Source organism: Xanthomonas sp. SI, from assembly GCF_014236855.1.
Classification (GTDB): domain Bacteria; phylum Pseudomonadota; class Gammaproteobacteria; order Xanthomonadales; family Xanthomonadaceae; genus Xanthomonas_A.
Genome location: NZ_CP051261.1, coordinates 4,141,895 through 4,162,618 on the forward strand (window position 1 = coordinate 4,141,895; position 20,724 = coordinate 4,162,618).

A 20,724-nucleotide genomic window follows, 5' to 3' on the forward strand; every position below is an offset into this window, starting at 1 on the left:
TCCGCCAAGGCCTGCCCGATGTCCGCACTGATCTGTGGTTCCCTCGCTTTCGACACCATCATGGTGTTCCCGGACCAGTTCAAGAACCACATCCTGCCGGACAAGGTGCACATCCTGAACGTGTCGTTCCTGGTGCCGCGGATGCGCCGCGAGTTCGGCGGCTGCGCCGGCAACATCGCCTACAACCTGCACCTTCTGGGCGGTGATCCGATTCCGATGGGCACGGTGGGCCAGGATTTCGGTCCGTACCGCGAACATTTCGAGACCTTGGGCATCGATCTGTCGCGGGTCAAGGTGATCGAGGACCTGTTCACCCCGCAGGCGTTCATCACCACCGACCATGACAACAACCAGATCACCGCGTTCCATCCCGGCGCGATGATGCGCAGCTACGAGAACCACGTACGCGACGTGCCGGGCGTGACCCTGGGCCTGGTCGGCCCGGACGGGCGCGAAGGCATGATCCAGAACGCCGAGGAGTTCGCCGCCGGCGGCATTCCCTTCATCTTCGATCCCGGCCAGGCGATGCCGCTGTTCAACGGCCCGGAGCTGCGCACCTTCATCGAACAGGCCGACTACGTGGTGGTCAACGACTACGAGTCCAACCTGCTGCAGGAGCGCACCGGCTGGAACGAGCAGGACATCGTCTCGCGGGTGCAGGCCTACATCACCACCCAGGGCCCGAAGGGCGCGCTGGTGTACACCCCCGACAAGACCTACGACGTCCCGCCGGCGCACGAGCGCCGCGTGGTCGACCCGACCGGCTGCGGCGACGCGTTCCGCGCCGGCCTGATCTTCGGCATCGAACGCGGCTGCGACTGGCTGACGATCGGGCGCATGGGCAATCTGATGGGCGCACTGAAGGTGGAACATCCCGGCACCCAGAACCAGCGCTTCGACTTCGACGAATTCAACGACCAGTTCAAGCAGCAGTTCGGGTATGCCTTGTAAGGCCGGGATTGGGGATTGGGGATTGGGGATTCGTAAAAGCTGGATCCTGGCGCCTTGAAGCCACGCCAAACCGCGCAATCGCGCGGTTTCTCGTTCTGGCCGCAGGCCGGAAAGAGGCTGCGGCAGGCAAGCCGCTCTTGCCAATCCCGAATCCCGACTCCCCACTCCCGGCTTTTGCTGCACTGCGGTTTGAGCCAAGGCCCGGTTTGTGCGTCACTGCCGCTCTGGTCCCGGGTGGGGGCCCGAGGATGCGCCACGTGTCGGAGCTGACTGTCGCCAACCTCCTGCAGGCCACGGCTGGGCCGTCGTCCGCTGCCGAGGCGGAATCCGCGTTGCTGGCGCGGATGCGCCGTTTCCGCCAGATCGAACCGCTGCCGCCGGCGCTGGCGCGCTCGTGGCAGCGCTGCATGGACGAGCACGGGCTGAGTCCGGACGCCCCCCCTTCGCCGATGGTCCACGACGGCAACGGGCTGCGCGAGCGCCAGCAGCGGCTCGAGGAAGTGCTGCGCATCGCCAAGGTGGAGATGGAGAACCTCTACGAGCAGATCGCCGGCGGCGGCTACGCGGTGGTGTTCGCCGACGCCGAGGCGACCTTGCTGCACAGCGTGCAGGACCCGGCGCTGCTGCGCGAATTCCGCGAGACCGGGCTGTTCTGCGGTGCCAGCTGGGCCGAGCGCTACCAGGGCACCAACGGCATCGGCACCTGCGCGGTGGAGCGCAGCGCGCTCGGCGTGCACCGCGGCGAGCACTACCTGGTCCGGCATCTGCCGCTGTCGTGCAGCGGCGCGCCGATCCTCGACCCGCACGGACAATTGCTGGCGGTGCTGGATGCGTCCACGCCGGACGCGCGCGACACCAAGCTGGTGCAGCGCCATACCAGTGCGCTGGTGCGCATGTCGGCGGCGCAGATCGCACGTTCGTATTTCCTGGAGCAGTACCGGCATGCGTGGATCCTGCGCTTCCACAGCCGCCCGGAGTTCGCCGGCCTGCTGCACGAGGCGCTGATGGCGATCGGCGCCGACGGCTGCGTGCTGGCCGTCAACGAGGCGGCGCTGGAACAGCTCGGCAAGGGCGACCGCAGCCTGCTGGTCGGGCGCGACATCTCGCAGGTGATGCAGCTGGACTTCGACACCGTGGAGCAGCGCGCGCGCAACGACGCCAGCACGCTGTGGTCGATCCGCTGCGCCTGCCACGGACGGCGCTTCTTCGCCCTGGCGCAGCCGCCGCGCCGCGACGCGGCCGCCGGCCGCGCGCGCGCCGCCAGCGCCGACAGCGGCGAGGCGGCCTATTCCCGCGAACACGTCGGCTCCGATCCGCGCATGCGCCACAACCTGGACAACGCGTTGAAGCTGGCCGCGCATCGCGTGTCGATCCTGCTGTGCGGCGCCACCGGCACCGGCAAGGAAGAGTTCGCCAAGGCGGTGCACCGCGGCTCGCCGTGGGCGGCGCGATCGTTCGTGGCGGTGAACTGCGCGGCGATTCCCGAGGCGCTGATCGAGAGCGAACTGTTCGGCTACGCGCGCGGCGCGTTCACCGATGCGGCGCGCGAAGGCCGCCACGGCAAGCTGCTGCAGGCCAGCGGCGGCACCCTGTTCCTGGACGAGATCGGCGACATGCCGCTGCCGCTGCAGACGCGGCTGCTGCGCGTGCTGGAAGAACAGAGTGTGACCCCGCTGGGCAGCGACCGGGCGATGCCGCTGGAACTGCACGTGATCAGCGCCAGCCACCGCGACCTGATGCAGATGGTGGCCGCAGGCGAGTTCCGCGAGGACCTGTACTACCGCCTCAACGGCGTGGTGCTGCACCTGCCGCCGCTGCGCGAGCGCAGCGACAAGGCCGAACTGATCCGCACCCTGCTGCGCGAGGAGAGCGGCGAGCACCACGTGCGCATCAGCGAAGACGCGCTGCACAAGCTGCTCAGCTACGCCTGGCCGGGCAACCTGCGGCAACTGCGCAACGTGCTGCGCACCGCCGCGGTGCTGTGCGCAGACGGCATGATCCGCATCTCCAACCTGCCGCAGGAAATCGTCGACGCCGACAGCGGCCCGTGCCTGGTCAACGGCGATGCGGTCGCCGCCGACGACATGCCCGGCCGCGTAGCCTTGGACAGCGCCGAACGCAGCGTGCTGCAACAGCAGCTGGAACGGCATCGCTGGAACGTCAGCCGCACCGCCGACGCGCTCGGCATCAGCCGCAACACCCTGTACCGCAAGCTGCGCAAGCATGGGTTGGCGACGGCCTGAGCGCGGAGGCGAAGCTGTTCGGTCACGCCATCTTCTGCATCCCATCTCCTGTAGGAGCGGCTTCAGCCGCGACCCCAAAGCCGGATACAGATCGGCTTCGGGGTCGCGGCTGAAGCCGCTCCTACAAACAACCATCGCGTGATGCAGCGATGCCGCTGTTTTGGTAGGAGATTCAGTCCCGACTGCTACCGAGGCCTGCAAATTCCCGGCTCCGGTGTCGCGACTGAAGTCGCTCCCACAAAGAAGCAGTCGTCTGCTACGGCGATGCTCATCGGCGCTGCTTTTTTAGGAGCAACTTAAGTTCCGAGTGCTGTCGAAGCCGGATGCCTTCCGGCCTCAGTGTCGCGGCTGAAGCCGCTCCTACAAACAACCGGTATCCGCGCCGCTGTTGTGCGAGCAGCTTCAGCCCCGACTGCTGTCGAAGCCTGAAAATTTCCGGCTCCGGTGTCGCGACTGAAGTCGCTCCCTCGACAAGCCTTGGCACGATGCGACATTGCATGAGCGCAGGTCCACTCTCGTGTTCAACGCAACGATCATGTCGATGGCGATCTGCACGGCTTTTGTGGGAGGGACTTCAGTCCCGACTCTTCCCGAAGTCGGCCATCTTCCGGCTTCGGGGTCGCGGCTGAAGCCGCTCCTACAAAAAGCAGGCACCCTGGTGTCCGCGGCTCTGCGCTGCGCCGCACTGCACAGTTCACCGGCCAGCCTAGAACCGCCAGCGCAAACCGACCTGGTATTGCCGCGGCGCGCCGGGGGCGACGAAGCGGGAGGGGCCGTCTTCGACCGCGGCGTCCTGCGGGCGCGCCAGCGCGCCGTCCGGAAACAGGTCTTCGGCGACCGCCGCATAGGTCTCGTAGCGGCGATCGAACAGGTTGTTGACGCGCAGGTACAGCGACAGGCCGTCGGCGATCTGCCAGGTGCCGTGCACGTCGATCAAGGCGTAGCCGCCGGTGGACAGGTCGTGGCGCACCGCGTCTTCGCCGTCCTCGGGATCCTCGACCAGGCCGTCCTCGTTGCCGCTGGCCACGCGCCGCGAGATCGCGCGCAGGTCCGCACCCAGCGCCAGCTGCGCCAGGGCCTGCCACTCCAGGCCCAGCTTCAGCGTGTTGCGCGGCAGGCCGGCGATGCGCATGCCCGGATGCAGCTCGATGGTGCGCTCGCCGGACAGCAGTTCGCCGTCGCTGCGGTAGGTCGCGTCCAGGTAGCTGTAGGCGGCGAACCAGCGCAGCGCGCCGCTGCTGGCGCGCCAGCTCAGATCCGCGCCCTGGTAGCGGGTGCGATCGACGTTGTCGAAGTAGCCCAGCTGGGTGTTCGGCGCACGCAGGAACAGGATGTCGTTGCGGTTGTCGGCGCGGTACAGCGAGGCGTTGAAGGCCTGATCCGGCGACGGGTTCCAACGCGCGCCGACTTCGTAGGTGCGCGAGACGATCTGCTCCAGGCGCGGGTCGGCCTGCAGCCCGGTCGGCAGCCGGCACGGCTGTTCCGGGTCGGCGCAGCCCAGTTCGATCGCAGTCGGCGCGCGGCTGTTCTGCGAGGCCGAGGCGAAGGCGGTGAAGCCGCCGCCCAGGCGCTGGGTGATGCCCAGCGACGGATTGGCCTTGGCGAACACGAAGCGCTCGCGCGGCAATGCGCCGTCCTCGGCGGTGGACAGCACGTTGCTGACCTCGACCCGGTTCCAACGCAGCGCGCCGGTCACGTGGGTGGCCTCGCTCACTTCCCAGGTGTCGGCGGCGAACACGCCCAGCGTGCTGCTGCGGCCGCTGACCCCGGAAAAGAACTCGCGCTCCTCGTCGGGATCGGCGACGACGGCGCGGTCGTCCTCCACGAAGCCCTCCTGTGCGTACTGCCGGTAGCGCACCCGGTTGCGGTCGTAGGTGGCGCCGAGGCTGAGCGCATGCGCGCCGGCCTGGCGGCTGAAGTTCAGCGCCACGCCCTCGGCATGCTGGCGCATCTGCGTGGTGTTGAGCACGCCGCTGTGCAAGGCGTCGGCATCGGCGCGCGACACGGTGCAATCGTCGTCCAGCGGCGTGCCGTCGGCGGCGTAGCCGTCGGCGCAGTCCTCGACGAATTCCTCGTAGTCCTCGTTGATGTCGCCGTTGACGGTGTCGCGGCGGCCGTCGCGGTAGTAGGCCAGCAGGTGCAGCGACGTATCCGCATCGAAGCGGTGGTCCACTTGCGCGGTCAGCAAGGTGTTGCGGTTGCGGGTCATGTCCGGCGAGGTATAGACCGCGTCGCGGTCGGCCTCGTACAGGCCGGACTCGATGCCGTCGTCGGTGTAGCGGCTGCCGGGCAGCAGGCCGTTGCCGATCAGGCGGCTGCGCCCATGCAGCAGCGACACGTCCCAGTCGGTGCTGTCGCCTTGCTTGCCCACTTTGCCGAACACGGTACCGAGGCGGCCTTCGGAGGCATCGCGCCAGCCGTCCTCGTCGAAGCCGGTGACCGCGACGAAGGCGTGCAGGCCATCGCGGCCGGCGTAGCCGTAGGAGGCATCCAGGCGCTTGCGCGCGCCGCTGCCGAACGACAGATCCGCGCGCAGGCCCGGCGCGGTCAGGCCGGATTGGGTGGTGAACGCCAGCGCGCCGCCGAGCGTGTTCGGCCCGAACAGCGGGTTGGAGCCGGGCATCAGCGCGACGCTGCGGATCGCCGCCTCCGGCATCATGTCCCAGCTGACGATGTCGGCGAACGGCTCGTTCATGCGCACCCCGTCCAAGTACACCGACACGCCCTGCGAGGCACCCGGCAACGCCGAAGCGCGGAAGCCGCGGAAGGTGAGATCGGTCTGGAACGGGCTGCCCTGCACCTCGTTGGTGTCCACGCCGTTCATCTGCCGCAGCATGAAATCGGTGAGGTTGCCGGCCTGGCTGCGCGCGATGTCGTCGGCGTTGGCGGTCTGCACCGTGTACGGCAGGTGGTCGGCATCGATCAGGGTGCCGGGAATCGGCGTGGCGGTGACCTCGACCCGGTCCAGCGCGGTGATCTGCGCATCGCCGGCATTGACCGTGGTCTGCGCGGCGGCCGGCGCGGCGGCCAGGGCCATGACGATGGCGGCGGCCAGTCCGTGCGCGTGCGCCTGCCCGATACCGCGTCCTTTGCTGCTAACCATGCATGCTCCTTGATGTCAGTACAGTACGACCGATTTGATGCCCCTGCCCTCGCGGATCGCATCGAAGGCGCGGTTGATGTCCTGCAGCGGCAGCGTCTCGCTGATGAGTTCGTCGATGCGGATCTCGCCGGCCAGGTAGCGCTCGGCATAGGCCGGCAGTTCGCTGCGGCCCTTGACCCCGCCGAACGCGCTGCCGCGCCAGGCGCGGCCGGTGACCAGTTGCAGCGGCCGCGTGCTGATCTCCTGCGCGCTCGGCGCCACGCCCAGGATGATGCTTTCGCCCCAGCCCTTATGGCAACACTCCAGTGCCGCGCGCATCGCGCGCACGTCGCCGACGCACTCGAAACTGTGGTCGGCGCCGCCGTCGGTGAGATCGACGATCACCTGCTGCACCGGCGCGCCGAAGTCCTTCGGATCCAGGCAGTCGGTGGCGCCCAACGCGCGCGCCAGATCGAACTTGTCGCGGTTGATGTCGACCACGATGATGCGCCCGGCGCGCGCCATCACCGCGCCCTGCACCACCGACAGGCCGATGCCGCCGAGTCCGAACACCGCCACGCTGTCGCCGGGCCGCACCCGCGCGGTGTTGAGTACCGCGCCGATGCCGGTGGTGATGGTGCAGCCGAGCAGGCACACCTTGTCCAACGGCGCGGAGGGATGGATCTTGGCCACCGCGATCTCCGGCAGCACGGTGTACTCGGCGAAGGTGCTGGTGCCCATGTAGTGCAGGATCGGCCGCCCGCGCAGCGAGAAGCGGCTGCTGCCGTCGGGCATCAGCCCGCGGTCCTGGCTGGCGCGGATCGCCTGGCACAGGTTGGTGCGCCCGGAGCGGCAGAACTTGCACACGCCGCATTCGGGCATGTACAGCGGGATCACATGATCGCCGGGGCGCACGCTGGTGACGCCGATGCCGACCTCCTCGACCACGCCGGCGCCTTCCTGGCCCAGGATCACCGGGAACGCGGCGTCCGGATCGGCACCGGACAGGGTGCTGGCGTCGCTGTGGCACACGCCGCTGGCGACCAGGCGCACCAGCACCTCGCCGGCCTTGGGCGGTTGCAGGTCCACTTCCTCGATGGCCAGCGGTTGGTTCGCCGCCCAGGCGACCGCGGCTCGCGTCTTCATTCCCCTCTCCCCGCATCCTCTCGCTGTGCCGCATGCGCTCCTCGCCTCACTGCGCGATGACCACACCCCAGGGCATGTCGCCCACTGCGATCTGCTTGATCTCTTTCATGGTGGCGGTGTCGATGACGCTCACGCTGTTGGAGCGGCCGTTGGCCACGTACAGCTTCTTGCCGTCGGCGCTGAGCGCCGGATTCCACGGGCGCTGCCCGACCGGGATCTCGGCCAGGCTGGCGCGCGCGGCCGGGTCGATCACGCTGACCGTGCCGGCGCCGCCGTTGGAGGCGTAGACGCGGCTGCCGTCGCGCGAAATGGCGATGCCGGCGGTGCGCTGCCCGGCCGGAATGCTGGCCACGCGCCGGCGCGCGACCAGGTCGATCACATCGACCACGCTGGCCGCTTCCTGCGCCACGTACACGGTGTTGCCGTCGGGGGCGAACGCCATGCCGCGCGGATGGCCGCTGGTGGCGATGACGCCGGTGGATTTGCCCGCCTTCAGGTCGATCACGTCCAGATCGTTGGAACCTTCGTTGCTGGTCAGCAGCAGCGTGCCGTCGGGGCTGTACACGCAGTGCTCCGGCGCCTGGCCCTGAGTGGCGATGCGCGCGCCGATCGCGAAGCTGGCCGGATCGATCAGCATCACCTGGTTCTGCCCTTCCACGCACACCGCGAACTGGCGGCCGTCCGGCGATGCGGCGATGCCCTCGGCGTTCTCGCCGATGTCCACGCTGCGCAGCACCCGATCCTGCACCGTATCCAGTTCCAGCAGCCGGTGGCCTTGCGCATCGATCACGTACAGATGCCCGGACGGTCCGGGCAGGAGCTGCTGCAGGCGCTTGCCGAGCTGGCCCTGCGCGGACAGCGTGCGCAGCACCGCGTCGGTGCCGGTGTCGATCACCGAGATGGTGCCGGCACGTTGGTTGGGCACGTAGGCCAGCGCCGCTGCCGGCGTGGCGGACGGCTTGGCATCCGCGCTCGCATCCGCCGCACCGGCAGGCGCCGCCGCGCGCTGGCAGGCCGCACCGGCCAGCAGCAGCGCCAGCGCAGCGGTGCCCAGCGTGCGGCGTGCGCCTGGGGTCATGGAGCCGCGCCCGCGGTCTTGTTGATCGAGTGGATGAAGGCCAGCAGCTTCTCGGTGTCGCCGTCCTTGAGCACCGGCGCGAACGGCGGCATCTGCCCGACCACCTTCTCGTGGCCGACGCGGACCTTGCCGTGCGCGGTCATGCCGGCGGTGCCTTCGCTGATCAGCGTGCGCAGCGTGTCGTCGTCGTGGCCGTAGACCCAGATGTCGTTGGTCAGCGGCGGGCACATGCCGCCACCGCCGGTGCCGCCGTGGCAGGCGCTGCAGCCGGCGGACAGGAAGATCTTCTTGCCTTCGGCGGCGAGCTCCGGCGTCACCTTCACCGGCGGGCCTTTCGGAATCGGGGTGACCGCGGCCGGCGGCGGGGTCGCGGCGGCCGGCGCAGCGACCGGGGCGGCGCTGGGCGCAGGTGCGGCAGCAGGTGCCGCCGACGGGGCGGCAGCGGGGGCGGAAGGCGGTGCATCCTTGCCGCAGGCGGCCAGGGCCAGGGTCAACGCGAACAGGGACAGGTGCAGCAGCTTCGGGACGACGGAACGGCGGACGACGGCATTGCGCATGGGAAAAGAACCTTTGCGGGACGGACTGTGGGGACGTGAATGCCGCGGCTGCGGCGCGAGCAGGTAAGGCGTGGCGGTCATTGCGTGCGTCGGTGTTCGGCCTCCGTGAGCAGTTGCGCCAGCGACGCATCGCCGCGCTGTTGCGCCAGCGCCGCCGGCGTCTTGCCGTCGGCGTCGCGGGTGGCCGCGTTGGCGCCGGCGGCGAGCAGGCGGCGACTGGCGTCCGCGCGGCCGGCGGCGGCGGCCAGCATCAGCGGGGTCACGCCGGCGCGGTTGGGCCGGTCGGCCTCGGCACCGCGCGCCAGCAAGGCGTCCAGCATCTGCGGATCGTTGCGCGCCACCGCGAACATCACCGGAGTGAAGCCGGCCGGATTGCTGCGGCGCACGTTGGCGCCGGCGCCGAGCAGCGCCTGCACCAGCTCGATATCGGCATAGGAGATCGCCAGATCCAGCGCGGTCCAGCCGTCCTTGGACACCGCATCGACCTTGGCCCGGCGCGCAAGCAGCAGCTTGGCGCTCTGCGCGTCGTTGCCCCAGGCCGCCTTCATCAATGGCGTCCAGCCGCTGCTGCCGTCGCGGCTTTCCACGTTGGCGCCGGCCGCCAGCAACTCGCCGACCAGGGTCGGCGCCTGGTTGCGGATCGCCTGGTGCAGCGGCGGCTCGCCCAGCAGGTTGGGTCGGTCGGCGCTGGCCCCGTGGCGCAGCAGCCAGGCCACGCGCACGCCATCGCCGGCGTCCAGCGCATGCGCCAGTTCCTGGTTGGGGTCGGCACCGCCGGCGATGCGCAGCTGCAGTTGCGCCAGCATCTCCGAAGAGGCCTGCGCACTCGGCGTCGTGGTGTCGTCGGCCGGCGTGTCGTAGCTGCCGTGCGAGCGCAAATCGCCGTTGACGATGCAGTCGGCACAGGCCACCAACGGCACGTGGTATTCGCGCAGGATCGCGTCGATCTTGCCGGCACTGCGCTGCATCGCCGCGTTCAGCGCATCGCGCAGGTCGGCGTTCTTGCGCGACACCGCCCACGCCATCGAATACTCCAGCACTTCGTCGTCGATGACGTTCAACGGCACCACGCCCAGGCCGCCGCGCGCGGCGTAATAGCCGGCGACCGGGCCCCAGGACTCGGCGGCGTCGAGCTGCCCGCCGGCGACGCGTTCGGCCAGCTTGCCCGGGTGGTCCTGCGGCGAGGTCGCCGAGTCGTAGAACAGGTATTGCACATCGCCGGACACGCCGTGGTCGAACAGCGCCTGCCGCGCCGGCGAACTCTGGAACACGCCGATCTTGAGTTTCTTCAGCGCCGGATCGTCCAACGAGGCCGGCTGCAACGCCAGGCCCTTGCGGGTCACCAGCACATAGGTGGAGCGGTACAGCGGCTGCGTGGGCAAGCCCATCTCGAAATCGCTGTTCATGTCCATCAGCACGTCGCAACGCCCGGCGTTGATCGTGCTGCGCGCCAACCCACGTTGATAGTAGGTGCGCCATTCGTATTCCAGGCGCCGGCCCATCGCCTCGGCGAGGACCTGCGCGATCTTGTTCTGGAAGCCTTCGCCGGCGCGATTGGACAACGGCATGTTGCCCGGATCGGCGCAGACCCGCAGCACCGCCGCATCGGCGGCGAGCGCGGGGGCGGGCACGGTGCCCGCCGCTGGTTTGGTGGCCGCGCTAGAGGCGGCCTCAGGAACGCGAGCCGTCGCGGACGACGGCTCGCGCGTGCAACCTGCGGCGACGAGTCCGAGGCTGCAAAGCAACACCACGGCGCGCGCGCCCCGATACAAGCGCCGCGGGGCGACCGCCTCCCCCGGGCGGTCGCTCGCGACATGGACGCGTCGCCGCCGGCTCATCGCGCGGTCTTGGCCGCGGCGGCCGGTGCGCCACCCGCCGCAGCGGTGGCGCTGGCGGTGACGGTCTTGCCGGCGCCGTCGATGCGGAAGGTATGCACCATGCCGCCCAACGGGATCTTGTCGAAGCCGTTGCTGAAGGCCAGACCCGCCGCACCCAGCGCGCCGTACGGATCGCCCGGATCCAGACCGCCGGCGACCGGCAGGCCGATCCAGCCGCCGATGCCGGAGAACACCGCCACGTACTGGTGGCCGTTGGCCTTGTAGGCGATCGGGTTGCCGATGATGCCGGACGGCAGCTTCATCTCCCACAGCTTCTTGCCGGTGTCCTTGTCCACCGCGCGGAACCAACCGTCGAGCGTGCCGTAGAACACCAGCCCGCCGTCGGTGACCAGGGTGCCGCTCCACACCGGGAACTTCTCCTTGATCTCCCACTTGGACTTGCCTTCGACCACGTCGAACGCCTTGACGATGCCCAGCGCGCCAGGCTCGTTCGGCTTCATCATCACATTGGCGAACACGTACGGCAGGCCCATCATGGTGTTGCCGCGTTCCTGCGGTTCCAGTTCCATGTGCCAGTTGTTGGTGCCGCAGAAGAACACCGCCGAATTGGCCGGATCCACCGAGCACGGCTGCTGGTCCTTGCCGCCCATCGCCGACGGGAACGCCTCGACCTTCTTGCCGCGCTCCAGCGGCGAATGCGCGGCGACCTTGATCGGGCGGCCGGTCTTCATGTCGATGCTCTCGGCCCAGTTGGCCGGCACGAACTTGTGCGCGCGCAGCAGGGTGCCGTCGCGGCGGTCGAGCACGTAGGCGAAGCCGTTGCGGTCGAACTGCACCACGGACGGCACCTGCTTGCCGTCGATGGTCAGGTCGACCAGGATCGGCTCGTTGATGCCGTCGTAGTCCCACTGGTCGAACGGCGTCTTCTGGTAGCCCCACACCGCTTCGCCGGTCTCGATCTTGCGCGCGAACAGGGTCATCGACCACTTGTTGTCGTATTCGCCGGTATCGCATTCCTTCTGCGTGGTCTTGCCGCAGCGGTACGACGGGCTCCACAGGCCGGGGTTGCCGGTGCCGTAGTAGAGGAGTTTCAGCTTCGGGTCGTAGCTGTACCAGCCCCACGCCGCGCCGCCACCGCGCTTCCAGCCTTCCTCCGGGAACGTCTTCACGCCCAGGTCGCCGAGCTGGCCGTGCTGCGGATTGGCTTTGTTGAAATCCGGACCCAGGCAGATGTCCTTGTCGGTGCCGGTCGCTTCGCACGACCAGGCCTGCTTGCCGTCGCCCAGCGCATACGCGGCGACGCGGCCGCGCACGCCGAATTCGTTGCCGCTGATGCCGGCGATGACCTTGCCGTCGGCGATGATCGGCGCCATGGTGATGGTCTCGCCCTTTTCAGGATAGGCGAGCTTCTGCTTCCACACTTCCTTGCCGGTCTTGGCATCGAGCGCGATCACATCGCCGCTGAGGCTACCGAACACCAGCTTGCCGTCGGCATAGGACGCACCGCGGTTGACCGTGTCGCAGCACGCTACCGCCACCGAGCGCTCGTCCTGCTGCGGGGTGTATTTCCACAGCACCTTGCCGCCGTCGTCCTGCGCCGCCAGGTCGATCGCGAACACGTTGTTCGGATACGCGCTGACCATGTACATGATGCTGCCGATCACCAGCGGCTGACCTTCGTGGCCGCGGGTGGCGTCGGTCTTCATCTCCCACGACATCTTCAGGTTCTTGACGTTGTCGCGGTTGATCTCGGCCAGCGGGCTGTGCCGGTTCAGGCCGAAGTCGCGCCCGATGCCGCCCCAGTTGTCGGGATTGGCAGCATTGGTGGCGAACTCGCTATCGGTATCGGCCACCGCGGCCGGCGCGGCAGCGGCCGGTTGCTGCGCAGCGGCAGGCGCGGCCGGCGCCGCGGTTTCTTCCTGCTTCTTGCAACCCGCCAGCACCAGCGCGGTTGCCAGCGCGAGCAGCGTCCAGGCACGGGTACGACATGGATGACTGTGCATCGTTCTACTCCCCTCGTTGAATAGCCGTGCGCTTACCGTCGAACGGCCTGCGCGGCGGGATGTGGAAACATCGCGAGTGGGAGAGCAATCAACGTGCCAGCGCGCTGCTGCAGTGCGCCATCGTTGAGCCGCAAGCATCGGCCGTGGCACGGGCAGAGCCGCGCCCCTGCCGAGCGGCTGCGCTGTATCGGAAACGGCACACTTTGCGCCACCGGCTTGTATCGCGATTGGCGCAGCGGGGCCGGAGCGCCATGCGCAGCAAACGACCGGCACACATGGCAGACCCCGGGACAGGTCCCCGACCGATCCGTCGTCGTGCTGTCGGTGCGCGTCGGGGTGCGGGCGCCCGAGACTCCTTGGAGGAACTTGAGTCCCGACGCTATTGCATCGCACAGCAGGGATTGGAGGCGCGGCGCCGCAGATCACCGGCGCGAGCGGCAAACCGCAGCATCCGCGGCAGCAAACTCTCCAGCTCGCGCGCTCGTGCTCTCGCCCCTGCTGTTGCTCTGTTGCTCTGTTGCTCTGCTGTTGCTGTTGCTGTTGCTTTGGACTTTCCGGGTCCCTTACGCAGCGGCGAATAGGTCGGGAAAAACCCCGAAGGGGCGGCGCACAGGGATGTGCGCCGTTCGCGGCAGGGGCAGGGCTCGCCGGAAAAAGGCGAAGCACTGCTTCGCCCCGGCGGGCGGGCAGGCGCCGTGAGGCGACTGCCCCGGACTTGGCCGCGTAGCGGACAAGCCCCTTCCGCGAATCCCGTCCTATTCGCGGACCCGGAGCGCGCAGCGCGGAGGGCGCGTAGGCAGGGTGTGCTTTCTTTTGGTTACTTTTCTTTGCACAAGCAAAGAAAAGTGACTCGCCATCGGCGAAAGCTTTTGCTCTTGCAGTGGCGAATCCTTGTAGGAGCGGCTTCAGCCGCGACACTTTCTGACAGAGCCAGTCGCGGCTGAAGCCGCTCCTACAAAAGCAAATGCCTCACCTGTTGCAGTGGCGATGGCACGAGAACCAGGAGGATGCAGAGATTGGCAATCCGCCATGCGACGCATGGACACAAAGCGACTGATCTGCATAGCGGTGGCAACAACCGCGACTACGCGCCTTTCCCTCTCTGTGGGAGGGACTTCAGTCCCGACGGGGCTTCACCGACAAAGCGTCGGGACTGAAGTCCCTGAAAAGAACCCCCTACTCGGCCGAGCCCCGCCACCATTCCAGCAGCGCCGCGCAATCGGCGAAGTGCAAATCGGCCAGCGCCGGCCAGAGATTGTCCGCATGCAGCAGCACCGTCGTCGCACCGGCATGGCGCCCGCACTGCAGGTCGTATTCGTGATCGCCGATCATTGCCAGCGAATGCGGCGCCACGCCCCAGTGCGCAGCCAACTGCTGCAGACCGCCAGGATGCGGCTTGGGCGGCGCCTCGTCGCGGCCGAGGATGGCGACCTCCTCGAACAGCTCATCGACCCCGATCTCGCGCAATGTTACCCGCGCCAGCTCCTGCGCATTGCGGGTCAACAGCGCCAGCCGGCAACCGGCCGCATGCAGCGCGCGCAGCAGCGCCGGCGCACCGGGCGCAGCGACCGCGCCCAAGGCCAACACGCGTTCGTGCTCGAGCAGCCACGCGTGCTTGGCCGCGCCCTCCGCGGCCGGCAGCGCGGCCAGATGCTGCAGGATGTCGGCCTGCGGCGGAATCTTCAGCTCGCGGCGGATCAGCGCGAAATCGTGCACCGCACGGGTCAGCGTGCCGTCCATGTCGAACACCCAGTGCCGCACCTGGCGCAGGCGCGCGCCGGGTGCCTCCGCGCTCAATCCCATCCCGGCATCTGCGACCCGTCCAGGCCGCCGGTCTCGAACACCGCGGTGCGGGTGCCGCCGGCCTTCACCGGGAATTCGATCTGCAGCACCGTGGTCTTGCGCGCCAGCTTCCACAGCGCCTTGTCGTCGCTGATGAACATCGCGATCGCCTCGTCGGTGTTCGGGCGCCACGCCGCGGCCGCACGCGGCGCCGCGTCGTCGGCCTTCAGCTGCACCTTGCAGCCGCCGGCGCAACGGAAATCGCCGGCCTGCAGCACCAGGTAGGCGCTGCGCTTCCATTCGGGGTGATCGCGGAACACCAGTTGCACAGGCTTGGGGCCGCTGCCGTCCACATCGACCTTGTCGCGGCTGTACAGCATCGCCGAGCGCTGCGTGCCCTTGCCGGCCGGCACCTGCGAATATTCCCAGGCGGCCTGCATGCGCCGCAGCTCGCGCGCCGCCTCGCCCTTGGCCTTGACCTCGGCGTAGCCCGGCTCGATGCGCTCGGCCGCGTCCGAACCGGGATACTGCTCCAGCAGCGCCGCGCCATGGATGCGCGCCAGGTCCCAGTTGCCGGACTTCACCGCGACGTCGTACTGCTTGGCCAAGTCGTCGGCGGCCTGCGCCTTGGCCTGCGCCTCGGCCGCGGCCTGCGCCTTGCGCTCGGCCTCGTGGTCGCCGCAACCGGCCAGGGCGACGGCGCACAGCGCGCCGAGCAGAATGCGTTTCATCGGGGGACTCCTCGTTGGATCAAGTCATCGATCGCTTGCGCGACCTCGGTCGGTTTCTCGACGATGGACATGTGGCCGCTGCCGTCGAGCAGCACCTGCAGCGCCTGCGGCACGCGCTCGGCGTACAGCGCCAGCGCGCTGGCATCGATCACCGCGTCCTGCACGCAGTTCAGCAGCAGCGCCGGCTGGCGGATGCGCGCGGCTTCTTCGAACGGCAGGAAGGCCTCCTCGCTGCGTCCGATCCGCGCCAGCACCTGCTGTTCGAAGCCGGCCTCGCTGCGCCGCCAGGCGACGACCGACGACACCGCCCAGGACGGGATGCGCGGCTTGCTCGGCTCCAGCAGGAACACCGTGTCGACGTAGCGGCGCAGCGAGTCGGCGTCGTACACCGCGAACGGATTGTCGCCGTCCAGCACCGCCTGGCCGAAGGCGTTGTCGGCGAAGCGCACGCCGGCGGCGTTGAGCAGGCCGACGCGATCGAACACGTGCGGATGGCGCGCGGCGGCGAGCGCGGCGATGCCGCCGCCCATGGAATGCCCGATCAGCACGCATTCGCTGCCCGCACCGCGCACGCACTGCGCGGCGAACGCGGCCACGCGCTCTGCCTGCGCGACGAAGCCGTAGTCCTGCCCGTCGATGCGCTGGCTCTCGGCCCAGCCGGGCAGATCGGGAATGAACAGGTGATAGCGATCGCCGAGCGCGCGCGCCAGCGGCAACCAGTTCTCCTTGCTGCCGGTGAAGCCGTGCACCAGCAGCAGCGCAGGGGCGGCGGGATCGGCCGCGGCGCGGTGCAGGTAGGTCCAGCGATGCCCGGCGACCTGCGTCTGGCAGCGCTGCAGGCCGCTGCCCCAGCGCAGGCGCAGGCTTTCCAGACGCACCAGCAGGACCGGCTTGCTGCGCAACACCAGCACCGCGCCCACCAGCAGCGCCAAGCCCACGGCCAGCGCGGCGAACGCCAGCAACAGCAACAACGTCAGCAGCAACATGGAAGAGCCGGGAACCGGAAACGGGGCATGCGCCTACCTTCGCATGCGGCCCGGTTTGCGCCAAGTCCTGCATGCTGGGGCGTTACGCCCGGGGTCGTTATGCCGCAGGCATTGCGCAGTGGCAATCGCCATTGCGCAAAAGAAAACGGCGCCGGGACTGCTCCCGGCGCCGCGATCCGTGCCGTGCGTTCGCACGCAGCGCCGCCTCAGTGCGCGGCGGCGCCCTTGTCGGCCTTGGCCAGCATGTCCTCCACCGACACCGTGGTGATCGGGTGGTAGCCGGGCTTGGCCTGGGCGAAGACCTGCTTGGCGAAGGCCAGGCCGTCCGGGGTCTTCACCAGCTCGGCGTAGATCGGCAGGATCAGCTTGCGGCGGCCGACGCGGGCGATGAACTCGCCAGCGGCCGGGCGCGCTTCGGCATAGCCGCTGCGGATCGCCAGCGGATACCAGCGCATGGCGATCTCGCCGTTCGCGGTGCCGGTGAAGTGATAGGCGGCGTCGAGCTGCTTGAGCTGCTCAGGCTTCAGCGTGGCGCCGAGGCCGCTGAGGAAGCGCGTCCACTCCTGCGTGCTCCACGCATCGGTGACCTGCTTGCCCGGCAGGGTGCCGCTGCCGGCCCAGGCGATGCGCGCGGTATCGACCATCGCGAAGTTGCGCGAACGCGCCTTCTGCGCGAATGCCGGAATGCCCGGCTCGTCCAGCCACGCGTGCAGCTCGGCCTCGCTGACCGCATCGGGCTTCTTGGCCAGCAGGTTCTTCTTCAGATAGTCGACGAACTGGTCGGTGTTGGCGCTCTGGAACGCGTGGTCGTCGAACCAGCCGCGCAGGAACGCATCGAAGGTGGTGCGGCCGAAGCGCTGTTCCAGGAACTGCAGGAACCAGGCGCCCTTGACGTAGGCGACCTGGCTCAGCGCATCGTCCGGATCGCGTTCGGTCAGCGCCGGCAGCGCCAGCGCCTGGTCGGCCGGGCTCATGTCCTTGACCTCGGCGAGCAGGTCGGTCTGGTCGATCTCGCGCTCCATCTCCGCCGCTTCGGCGCCGTACAGCGCTTCGGTGATGCGCGCCTGCACGTAGGTGGTGAAGCCTTCGTTGAGCCAGATGTCCTTCCAGCTGGCGTTGGTCACCAGGTTGCCGGACCAGCTATGCGCCAGCTCGTGCGCGATCAGCGACACCAGCGACTTGTCGCCGACGATCACGGTCGGGGTGGCGAAGGTCAGGCGCGGGTTCTCCATGCCGCCGAACGGGAACGACGGCGGCAGCACCAGCATGTCGTAGCGGCCCCAGCGGTACGGACCGTACAGCGTCTCGGCGGCGACGATCATCTTCTCGGTGTCCTCGAACTCCTTGGCCGCCTTGTCGGCCATGGACGGTTCGGCCCAGATGCCCGAACGCTCGGAGATCGGCTTGAACACCAGGTCGCCGGCGGCGATGGCCAGCAGGTAGGACGGGATCGGCTGCGGCATCTTGAACGTGTAGTCGCCGTCGCGCGCCGCCTTCGGATCGTTGTCGGCGCTCATCAGCACCATCACGTCCGGGCGCGACACGACGTGCGCGCTGTAGGTGAAGCGCACGCTCGGCGTGTCCTGCAGCGGCACCCAGCTGCGCGCATGGATCGCCTGCGACTGGCTGAACATGAAGGGCAGTTTCTTGCCCTCGGTCATCGACGGCTCCAGCCACTGCAGGCCCGAGGCGGTCGCGGCGGTGTGGTAGGCGATGGTGACTTTCTGCGGCTGGTTCGGCGCTTCGATGGTCAGCTTGCTGCCGTAGATCTTGTCGACCGGCGCCAGTGCGTACTGCAGCGGCGCCAGGTTGCCCTTGCCGTCGTCGCCCTGCACGGTTTCGATGGTCAGCTCGCGCGTGTCCAGCAGCAGCTGCTTGGCGCTCTTGTCCTTCCAATCCAGCGTGTAGGTGGCGGTGCCGCCGATCTGCTTGCTGTCGAAGTCCAGCTTCAGGTCCAGCGTCAGGTCCTTGATCACGACCTTGCCGGGCTCGGCGTAGGAGCTTTCGTCGTGGCTGCGGTCGGCGGGTTTCACGGCGGCGGGCGCGGGCTTGGCGGCGGGAGCGGCGGCTTCGCTAGGAGCCTCGCGGGAACAACCGGTCGCGATGACCGCGGCCAGGGACAGCAACAGGAACGGGGAACGCATGGCGGACAGCACCGGTTCGGGGAAACCGGAAGTTTACCTTGACGGCCGGGATTGGGGATTCGGGATTGGGGATTCGTAAAGAGCGCATTGCCCCGCTTTTACGAATCCCGAATCTCCAATCCCTAATCCCCGCCGTCAAATCTTGTAGCCCGAGTGGATCGCGACGATGCCGCCGGTCAGGTTCTTGTAGTGGCTGCGCTCGAAGCCGGCCTCGGCCATCATGCCCTTCAGCGCGTCCTGCGGCGGGTGCTTGCGGATGCTCTCGGCCAGGTACTGGTAGCTGTCGGCATCCTTGGCGAACAGCTTGCCCAGGCGCGGCAGGATCTTGAACGAATGGAAGTCGTAGATCGGCTTGAACCAGTCGGCGGTGACCGCGGAAAACTCCAGCACCCGCGCCTGCCCGCCGACCTTCAGCACGCGGTACATCTCGCGCAGCGCCGCGTCCTTGTCGGTGACGTTGCGCAGGCCGAAGGCGATGGTGACCAGGTCGAAGCTCTGGTCCGGGAACGGCAGCGCCTCGGCGTTGCACTGCACGTAGTCCAGGCCCGCGACCAGGCCGCGGTTGGTCAGCCGGTCGCGGCCTACCGACAGCATGCCGGCATTGATGTCGCCCAGCACCACCGCGCCGTCGTCGCCGACCCGCTCCTTCAGCAGCGCGGCGATGTCGCCGGTGCCGCCGGCCAGGTCGAGCACGCGGTCGCCCGGCTTGACCTGCGCGGTGGCCACGAAGTAGCGCTTCCAGGCCCGGTGGATGCCCAGGCTCATCAGGTCGTTCATCAGGTCGTAGTTGCCGGCGACCGAGGTGAACACCTCGCCGACCAGCTTCTGCTTGTCCTTGGCGGCGACGTCGCGGAAGCCGAAATGGGTGGTGCCGGAGGTGTAGGGAGATTCGCTCATGGCGGGATTATCGCACTGCCGGCGCCGTCGTGGTCTGCGGCCGAGGGTCGCAGCCGCCACGCGGCGCCGGCCAGGTGCCGGCCCACGTTCAGAATTTCAGCACCAGGCCCACGTCCACGCCCTCGATGCCGTAGCCGCCGGCGTCGCCCTGGCCGAGGTCGGCGGAGGTCTGTTCGTTGCTGTAGGCGATCGTGCAGGTGCCGCCGGCGCCATTGTCGATCCGCGCGTAGTCGGCGTAGAGATAGGCCTTGGGCGACAGCGTGTGCTGGTAGCCCACGCCCCACTTGTTGCAGGTATTGTCCACGTAGGACGAATCGCGCCGGCTCCAGGCCGCCTTCCACAGGCCGTTGGCGCCCATCGGCGCGGTGAAGCCCAGCAGATAGCCCTTGTGCTCGTGGTAGAAACCGAGCGCGGCGACGTCGAACGGCTGCTGGATATCGATGCGTTCGTAGAACCCGTACAGCTTGATCGGGCCGACGTCGTAGCTGGCTCCGAACAGATTGATCTTGAGCCGGGTCAGGCCGGGCACGTCGTTCCACCATTCCTCTTCGTGGTCGTAGCCCAGGCTCAGCGGTCCGTTGCTGTAGCCCAGGATCACCGCATACAGCGGACTGCGGCTGTCGCGGTCGCTGACGCCGAGCAGGTTCGGCGTATAGGCGAAGGTGGCGTTGAGGCCCCGCCAGGTGGGCGTGACGTAGACCACCGCGTCCTTGGCCCGCGACACCACCACCTGCAGGGAACCGGCGCTGGCGACCGACCGGCCCTTGAACGGATCGTATTGCTTGAGCACCGCGGCGCGTCCGCCGTCGACGGTGCCGCCGAGCAGCGTGCCCCAGCCGCCGGTCGCGCCCAGCCAGGCATGCCGGGTGTAGAACGTGTCACCGCCGCTGCCGGCGTCCTTGTCCCCGGTCAGATCGACGCCGACCTCGACCTCGCCGATCAGGCGGGTGCCGTTGCCCAGGTCGTAGCCGAGCTTGAGGCCGACATTGCTGCCGTCGGAGCCGGCGGCGCTCTGCAGGTCGTGTTCGCTGCCGCTATCGACGACCGCACCATTGCCGCCGCGGCGGCCGACGTAGCCGATGTCCAGCGTGCCGTACAGCGAGGCGCTGGCCGCGCCGTCGCTCCATTGCAGTCCCTGCGCCTTTTCCTGGTCCTGCGCCTGCGCGCCGGTCGTCATCCCTGCGGCCACGGCCAGCCCGCCAAACCCTTTCCACATCGTAGTGCGCATCGCGTGTCTCCTGTCGTCGGACAACAGCGTTTCTGCAGCAAGGCCTGCGCCGAGCCGG

At 68.7% G+C, this 20,724-nt stretch carries 13 protein-coding genes and 1 pseudogene; 2 read left to right on the forward strand and 12 right to left on the reverse strand.

The window, feature by feature from the left end; all coding sequences use genetic code 11:
- The first annotated feature begins 18 nt into the window (after positions 1-18).
- Positions 19-951, forward strand: a complete 933-nt coding sequence (locus tag HEP75_RS17560) for a carbohydrate kinase family protein (RefSeq protein WP_003465839.1) — start codon at positions 19-21, stop codon at positions 949-951.
- A gap of 257 nt (positions 952-1,208) precedes the next feature.
- Entirely contained in the window at positions 1,209-3,194 is a 1,986-nt protein-coding gene (locus HEP75_RS17565) for a sigma-54-dependent Fis family transcriptional regulator (protein ID WP_185813879.1), read from the forward strand.
- A gap of 706 nt (positions 3,195-3,900) precedes the next feature.
- Here the strand turns inward: HEP75_RS17565 and HEP75_RS17570 are convergent.
- The 12 genes and pseudogenes from HEP75_RS17570 to HEP75_RS17625 all read right to left on the reverse strand — a co-directional run bounded on the left by HEP75_RS17570 (position 3,901) and on the right by HEP75_RS17625 (position 20,666).
- Positions 3,901-6,231 carry a TonB-dependent receptor gene (locus tag HEP75_RS17570; RefSeq protein ID WP_255424112.1) on the reverse strand — a complete coding sequence of 777 codons (2,331 nt, stop codon included), beginning with the start codon at positions 6,229-6,231 and terminating at the stop codon, positions 3,901-3,903.
- Positions 6,232-6,312: 81 nt separating this feature from the next.
- Positions 6,313-7,422 (reverse strand): S-(hydroxymethyl)glutathione dehydrogenase/class III alcohol dehydrogenase, encoded by a 1,110-nt coding sequence (locus HEP75_RS17575; protein WP_185824364.1) that lies wholly within the window; start codon positions 7,420-7,422, stop codon positions 6,313-6,315.
- 46 nt (positions 7,423-7,468) lie between these two features.
- On the reverse strand, positions 7,469-8,500 hold the full coding sequence (locus HEP75_RS17580) for a beta-propeller fold lactonase family protein (RefSeq protein ID WP_185824365.1): 1,032 nt from the start codon (positions 8,498-8,500) through the stop codon (positions 7,469-7,471).
- Positions 8,497-9,057 carry a c-type cytochrome gene (locus HEP75_RS17585; RefSeq protein WP_185824366.1) on the reverse strand — a complete coding sequence of 187 codons (561 nt, stop codon included), beginning with the start codon at positions 9,055-9,057 and terminating at the stop codon, positions 8,497-8,499. Before HEP75_RS17585 ends, HEP75_RS17580 begins: the two co-directional genes overlap by 4 nt.
- 77 nt (positions 9,058-9,134) lie before the next feature.
- A pseudogene (locus tag HEP75_RS17590) lies at positions 9,135-10,808 on the reverse strand (quinoprotein dehydrogenase-associated putative ABC transporter substrate-binding protein); the annotation flags it as partial.
- Between the two features lie 83 nt (positions 10,809-10,891).
- Entirely contained in the window at positions 10,892-12,898 is a 2,007-nt protein-coding gene (locus HEP75_RS17595; RefSeq protein ID WP_185822177.1) for a methanol/ethanol family PQQ-dependent dehydrogenase, read from the reverse strand.
- Positions 12,899-14,074: 1,176 nt separating this feature from the next.
- A complete protein-coding gene (locus HEP75_RS17600) occupies positions 14,075-14,701 on the reverse strand; it encodes an HAD family hydrolase (protein WP_185824368.1) in 627 nt (208 codons plus the stop codon).
- Positions 14,692-15,411: a hypothetical protein gene (locus HEP75_RS17605; RefSeq protein ID WP_185824369.1), complete on the reverse strand. Its 720-nt coding sequence runs from the start codon at positions 15,409-15,411 to the stop codon at positions 14,692-14,694. Before HEP75_RS17605 ends, HEP75_RS17600 begins: the two co-directional genes overlap by 10 nt.
- The gene (locus HEP75_RS17610; protein WP_185824370.1) at positions 15,408-16,397 is read right to left on the reverse strand and encodes an alpha/beta hydrolase; all 990 of its coding nucleotides are present in this window, start codon (positions 16,395-16,397) and stop codon (positions 15,408-15,410) included. The genes HEP75_RS17605 and HEP75_RS17610 overlap by 4 nt, the downstream gene beginning before the upstream one ends.
- Positions 16,398-16,603: 206 nt before the next feature.
- Complete coding sequence (locus HEP75_RS17615) at positions 16,604-18,541, reverse strand: M1 family metallopeptidase (RefSeq protein ID WP_185824371.1); 1,938 nt, start codon at positions 18,539-18,541, stop codon at positions 16,604-16,606.
- 135 nt (positions 18,542-18,676) lie between these two features.
- Positions 18,677-19,438, reverse strand: coding sequence for a bifunctional demethylmenaquinone methyltransferase/2-methoxy-6-polyprenyl-1,4-benzoquinol methylase UbiE (ubiE, locus tag HEP75_RS17620; protein WP_185824372.1), 762 nt, complete (start codon positions 19,436-19,438; stop codon positions 18,677-18,679).
- Positions 19,439-19,526: 88 nt separating this feature from the next.
- Complete coding sequence (locus HEP75_RS17625) at positions 19,527-20,666, reverse strand: porin (protein ID WP_185824373.1); 1,140 nt, start codon at positions 20,664-20,666, stop codon at positions 19,527-19,529.
- Positions 20,667-20,724 lie beyond the last annotated feature (58 nt).

What these genes read in the sequence shown, in the direction of transcription:
- HEP75_RS17560 (WP_003465839.1), top strand. Translation starts at nt 19, where the DNA reads ATGTCCGCACTGATCTGTGGTTCCCTCGCTTTCGACACCATCATGGTG.
- HEP75_RS17570 (WP_255424112.1), bottom strand. Translation starts at nt 6,231, where the DNA reads ATGGCCCTGGCCGCCGCGCCGGCCGCCGCGCAGACCACGGTCAATGCC.
- HEP75_RS17575 (WP_185824364.1), bottom strand. Translation starts at nt 7,422, where the DNA reads ATGAAGACGCGAGCCGCGGTCGCCTGGGCGGCGAACCAACCGCTGGCC.
- HEP75_RS17580 (WP_185824365.1), bottom strand. Translation starts at nt 8,500, where the DNA reads ATGACCCCAGGCGCACGCCGCACGCTGGGCACCGCTGCGCTGGCGCTG.
- HEP75_RS17585 (WP_185824366.1), bottom strand. Translation starts at nt 9,057, where the DNA reads ATGCGCAATGCCGTCGTCCGCCGTTCCGTCGTCCCGAAGCTGCTGCAC.
- HEP75_RS17595 (WP_185822177.1), bottom strand. Translation starts at nt 12,898, where the DNA reads ATGCACAGTCATCCATGTCGTACCCGTGCCTGGACGCTGCTCGCGCTG.
- HEP75_RS17600 (WP_185824368.1), bottom strand. Translation starts at nt 14,701, where the DNA reads ATGGGATTGAGCGCGGAGGCACCCGGCGCGCGCCTGCGCCAGGTGCGG.
- HEP75_RS17605 (WP_185824369.1), bottom strand. Translation starts at nt 15,411, where the DNA reads ATGAAACGCATTCTGCTCGGCGCGCTGTGCGCCGTCGCCCTGGCCGGT.
- HEP75_RS17610 (WP_185824370.1), bottom strand. Translation starts at nt 16,397, where the DNA reads ATGTTGCTGCTGACGTTGTTGCTGTTGCTGGCGTTCGCCGCGCTGGCC.
- HEP75_RS17615 (WP_185824371.1), bottom strand. Translation starts at nt 18,541, where the DNA reads ATGCGTTCCCCGTTCCTGTTGCTGTCCCTGGCCGCGGTCATCGCGACC.
- ubiE (WP_185824372.1), bottom strand. Translation starts at nt 19,438, where the DNA reads ATGAGCGAATCTCCCTACACCTCCGGCACCACCCATTTCGGCTTCCGC.
- HEP75_RS17625 (WP_185824373.1), bottom strand. Translation starts at nt 20,666, where the DNA reads ATGCGCACTACGATGTGGAAAGGGTTTGGCGGGCTGGCCGTGGCCGCA.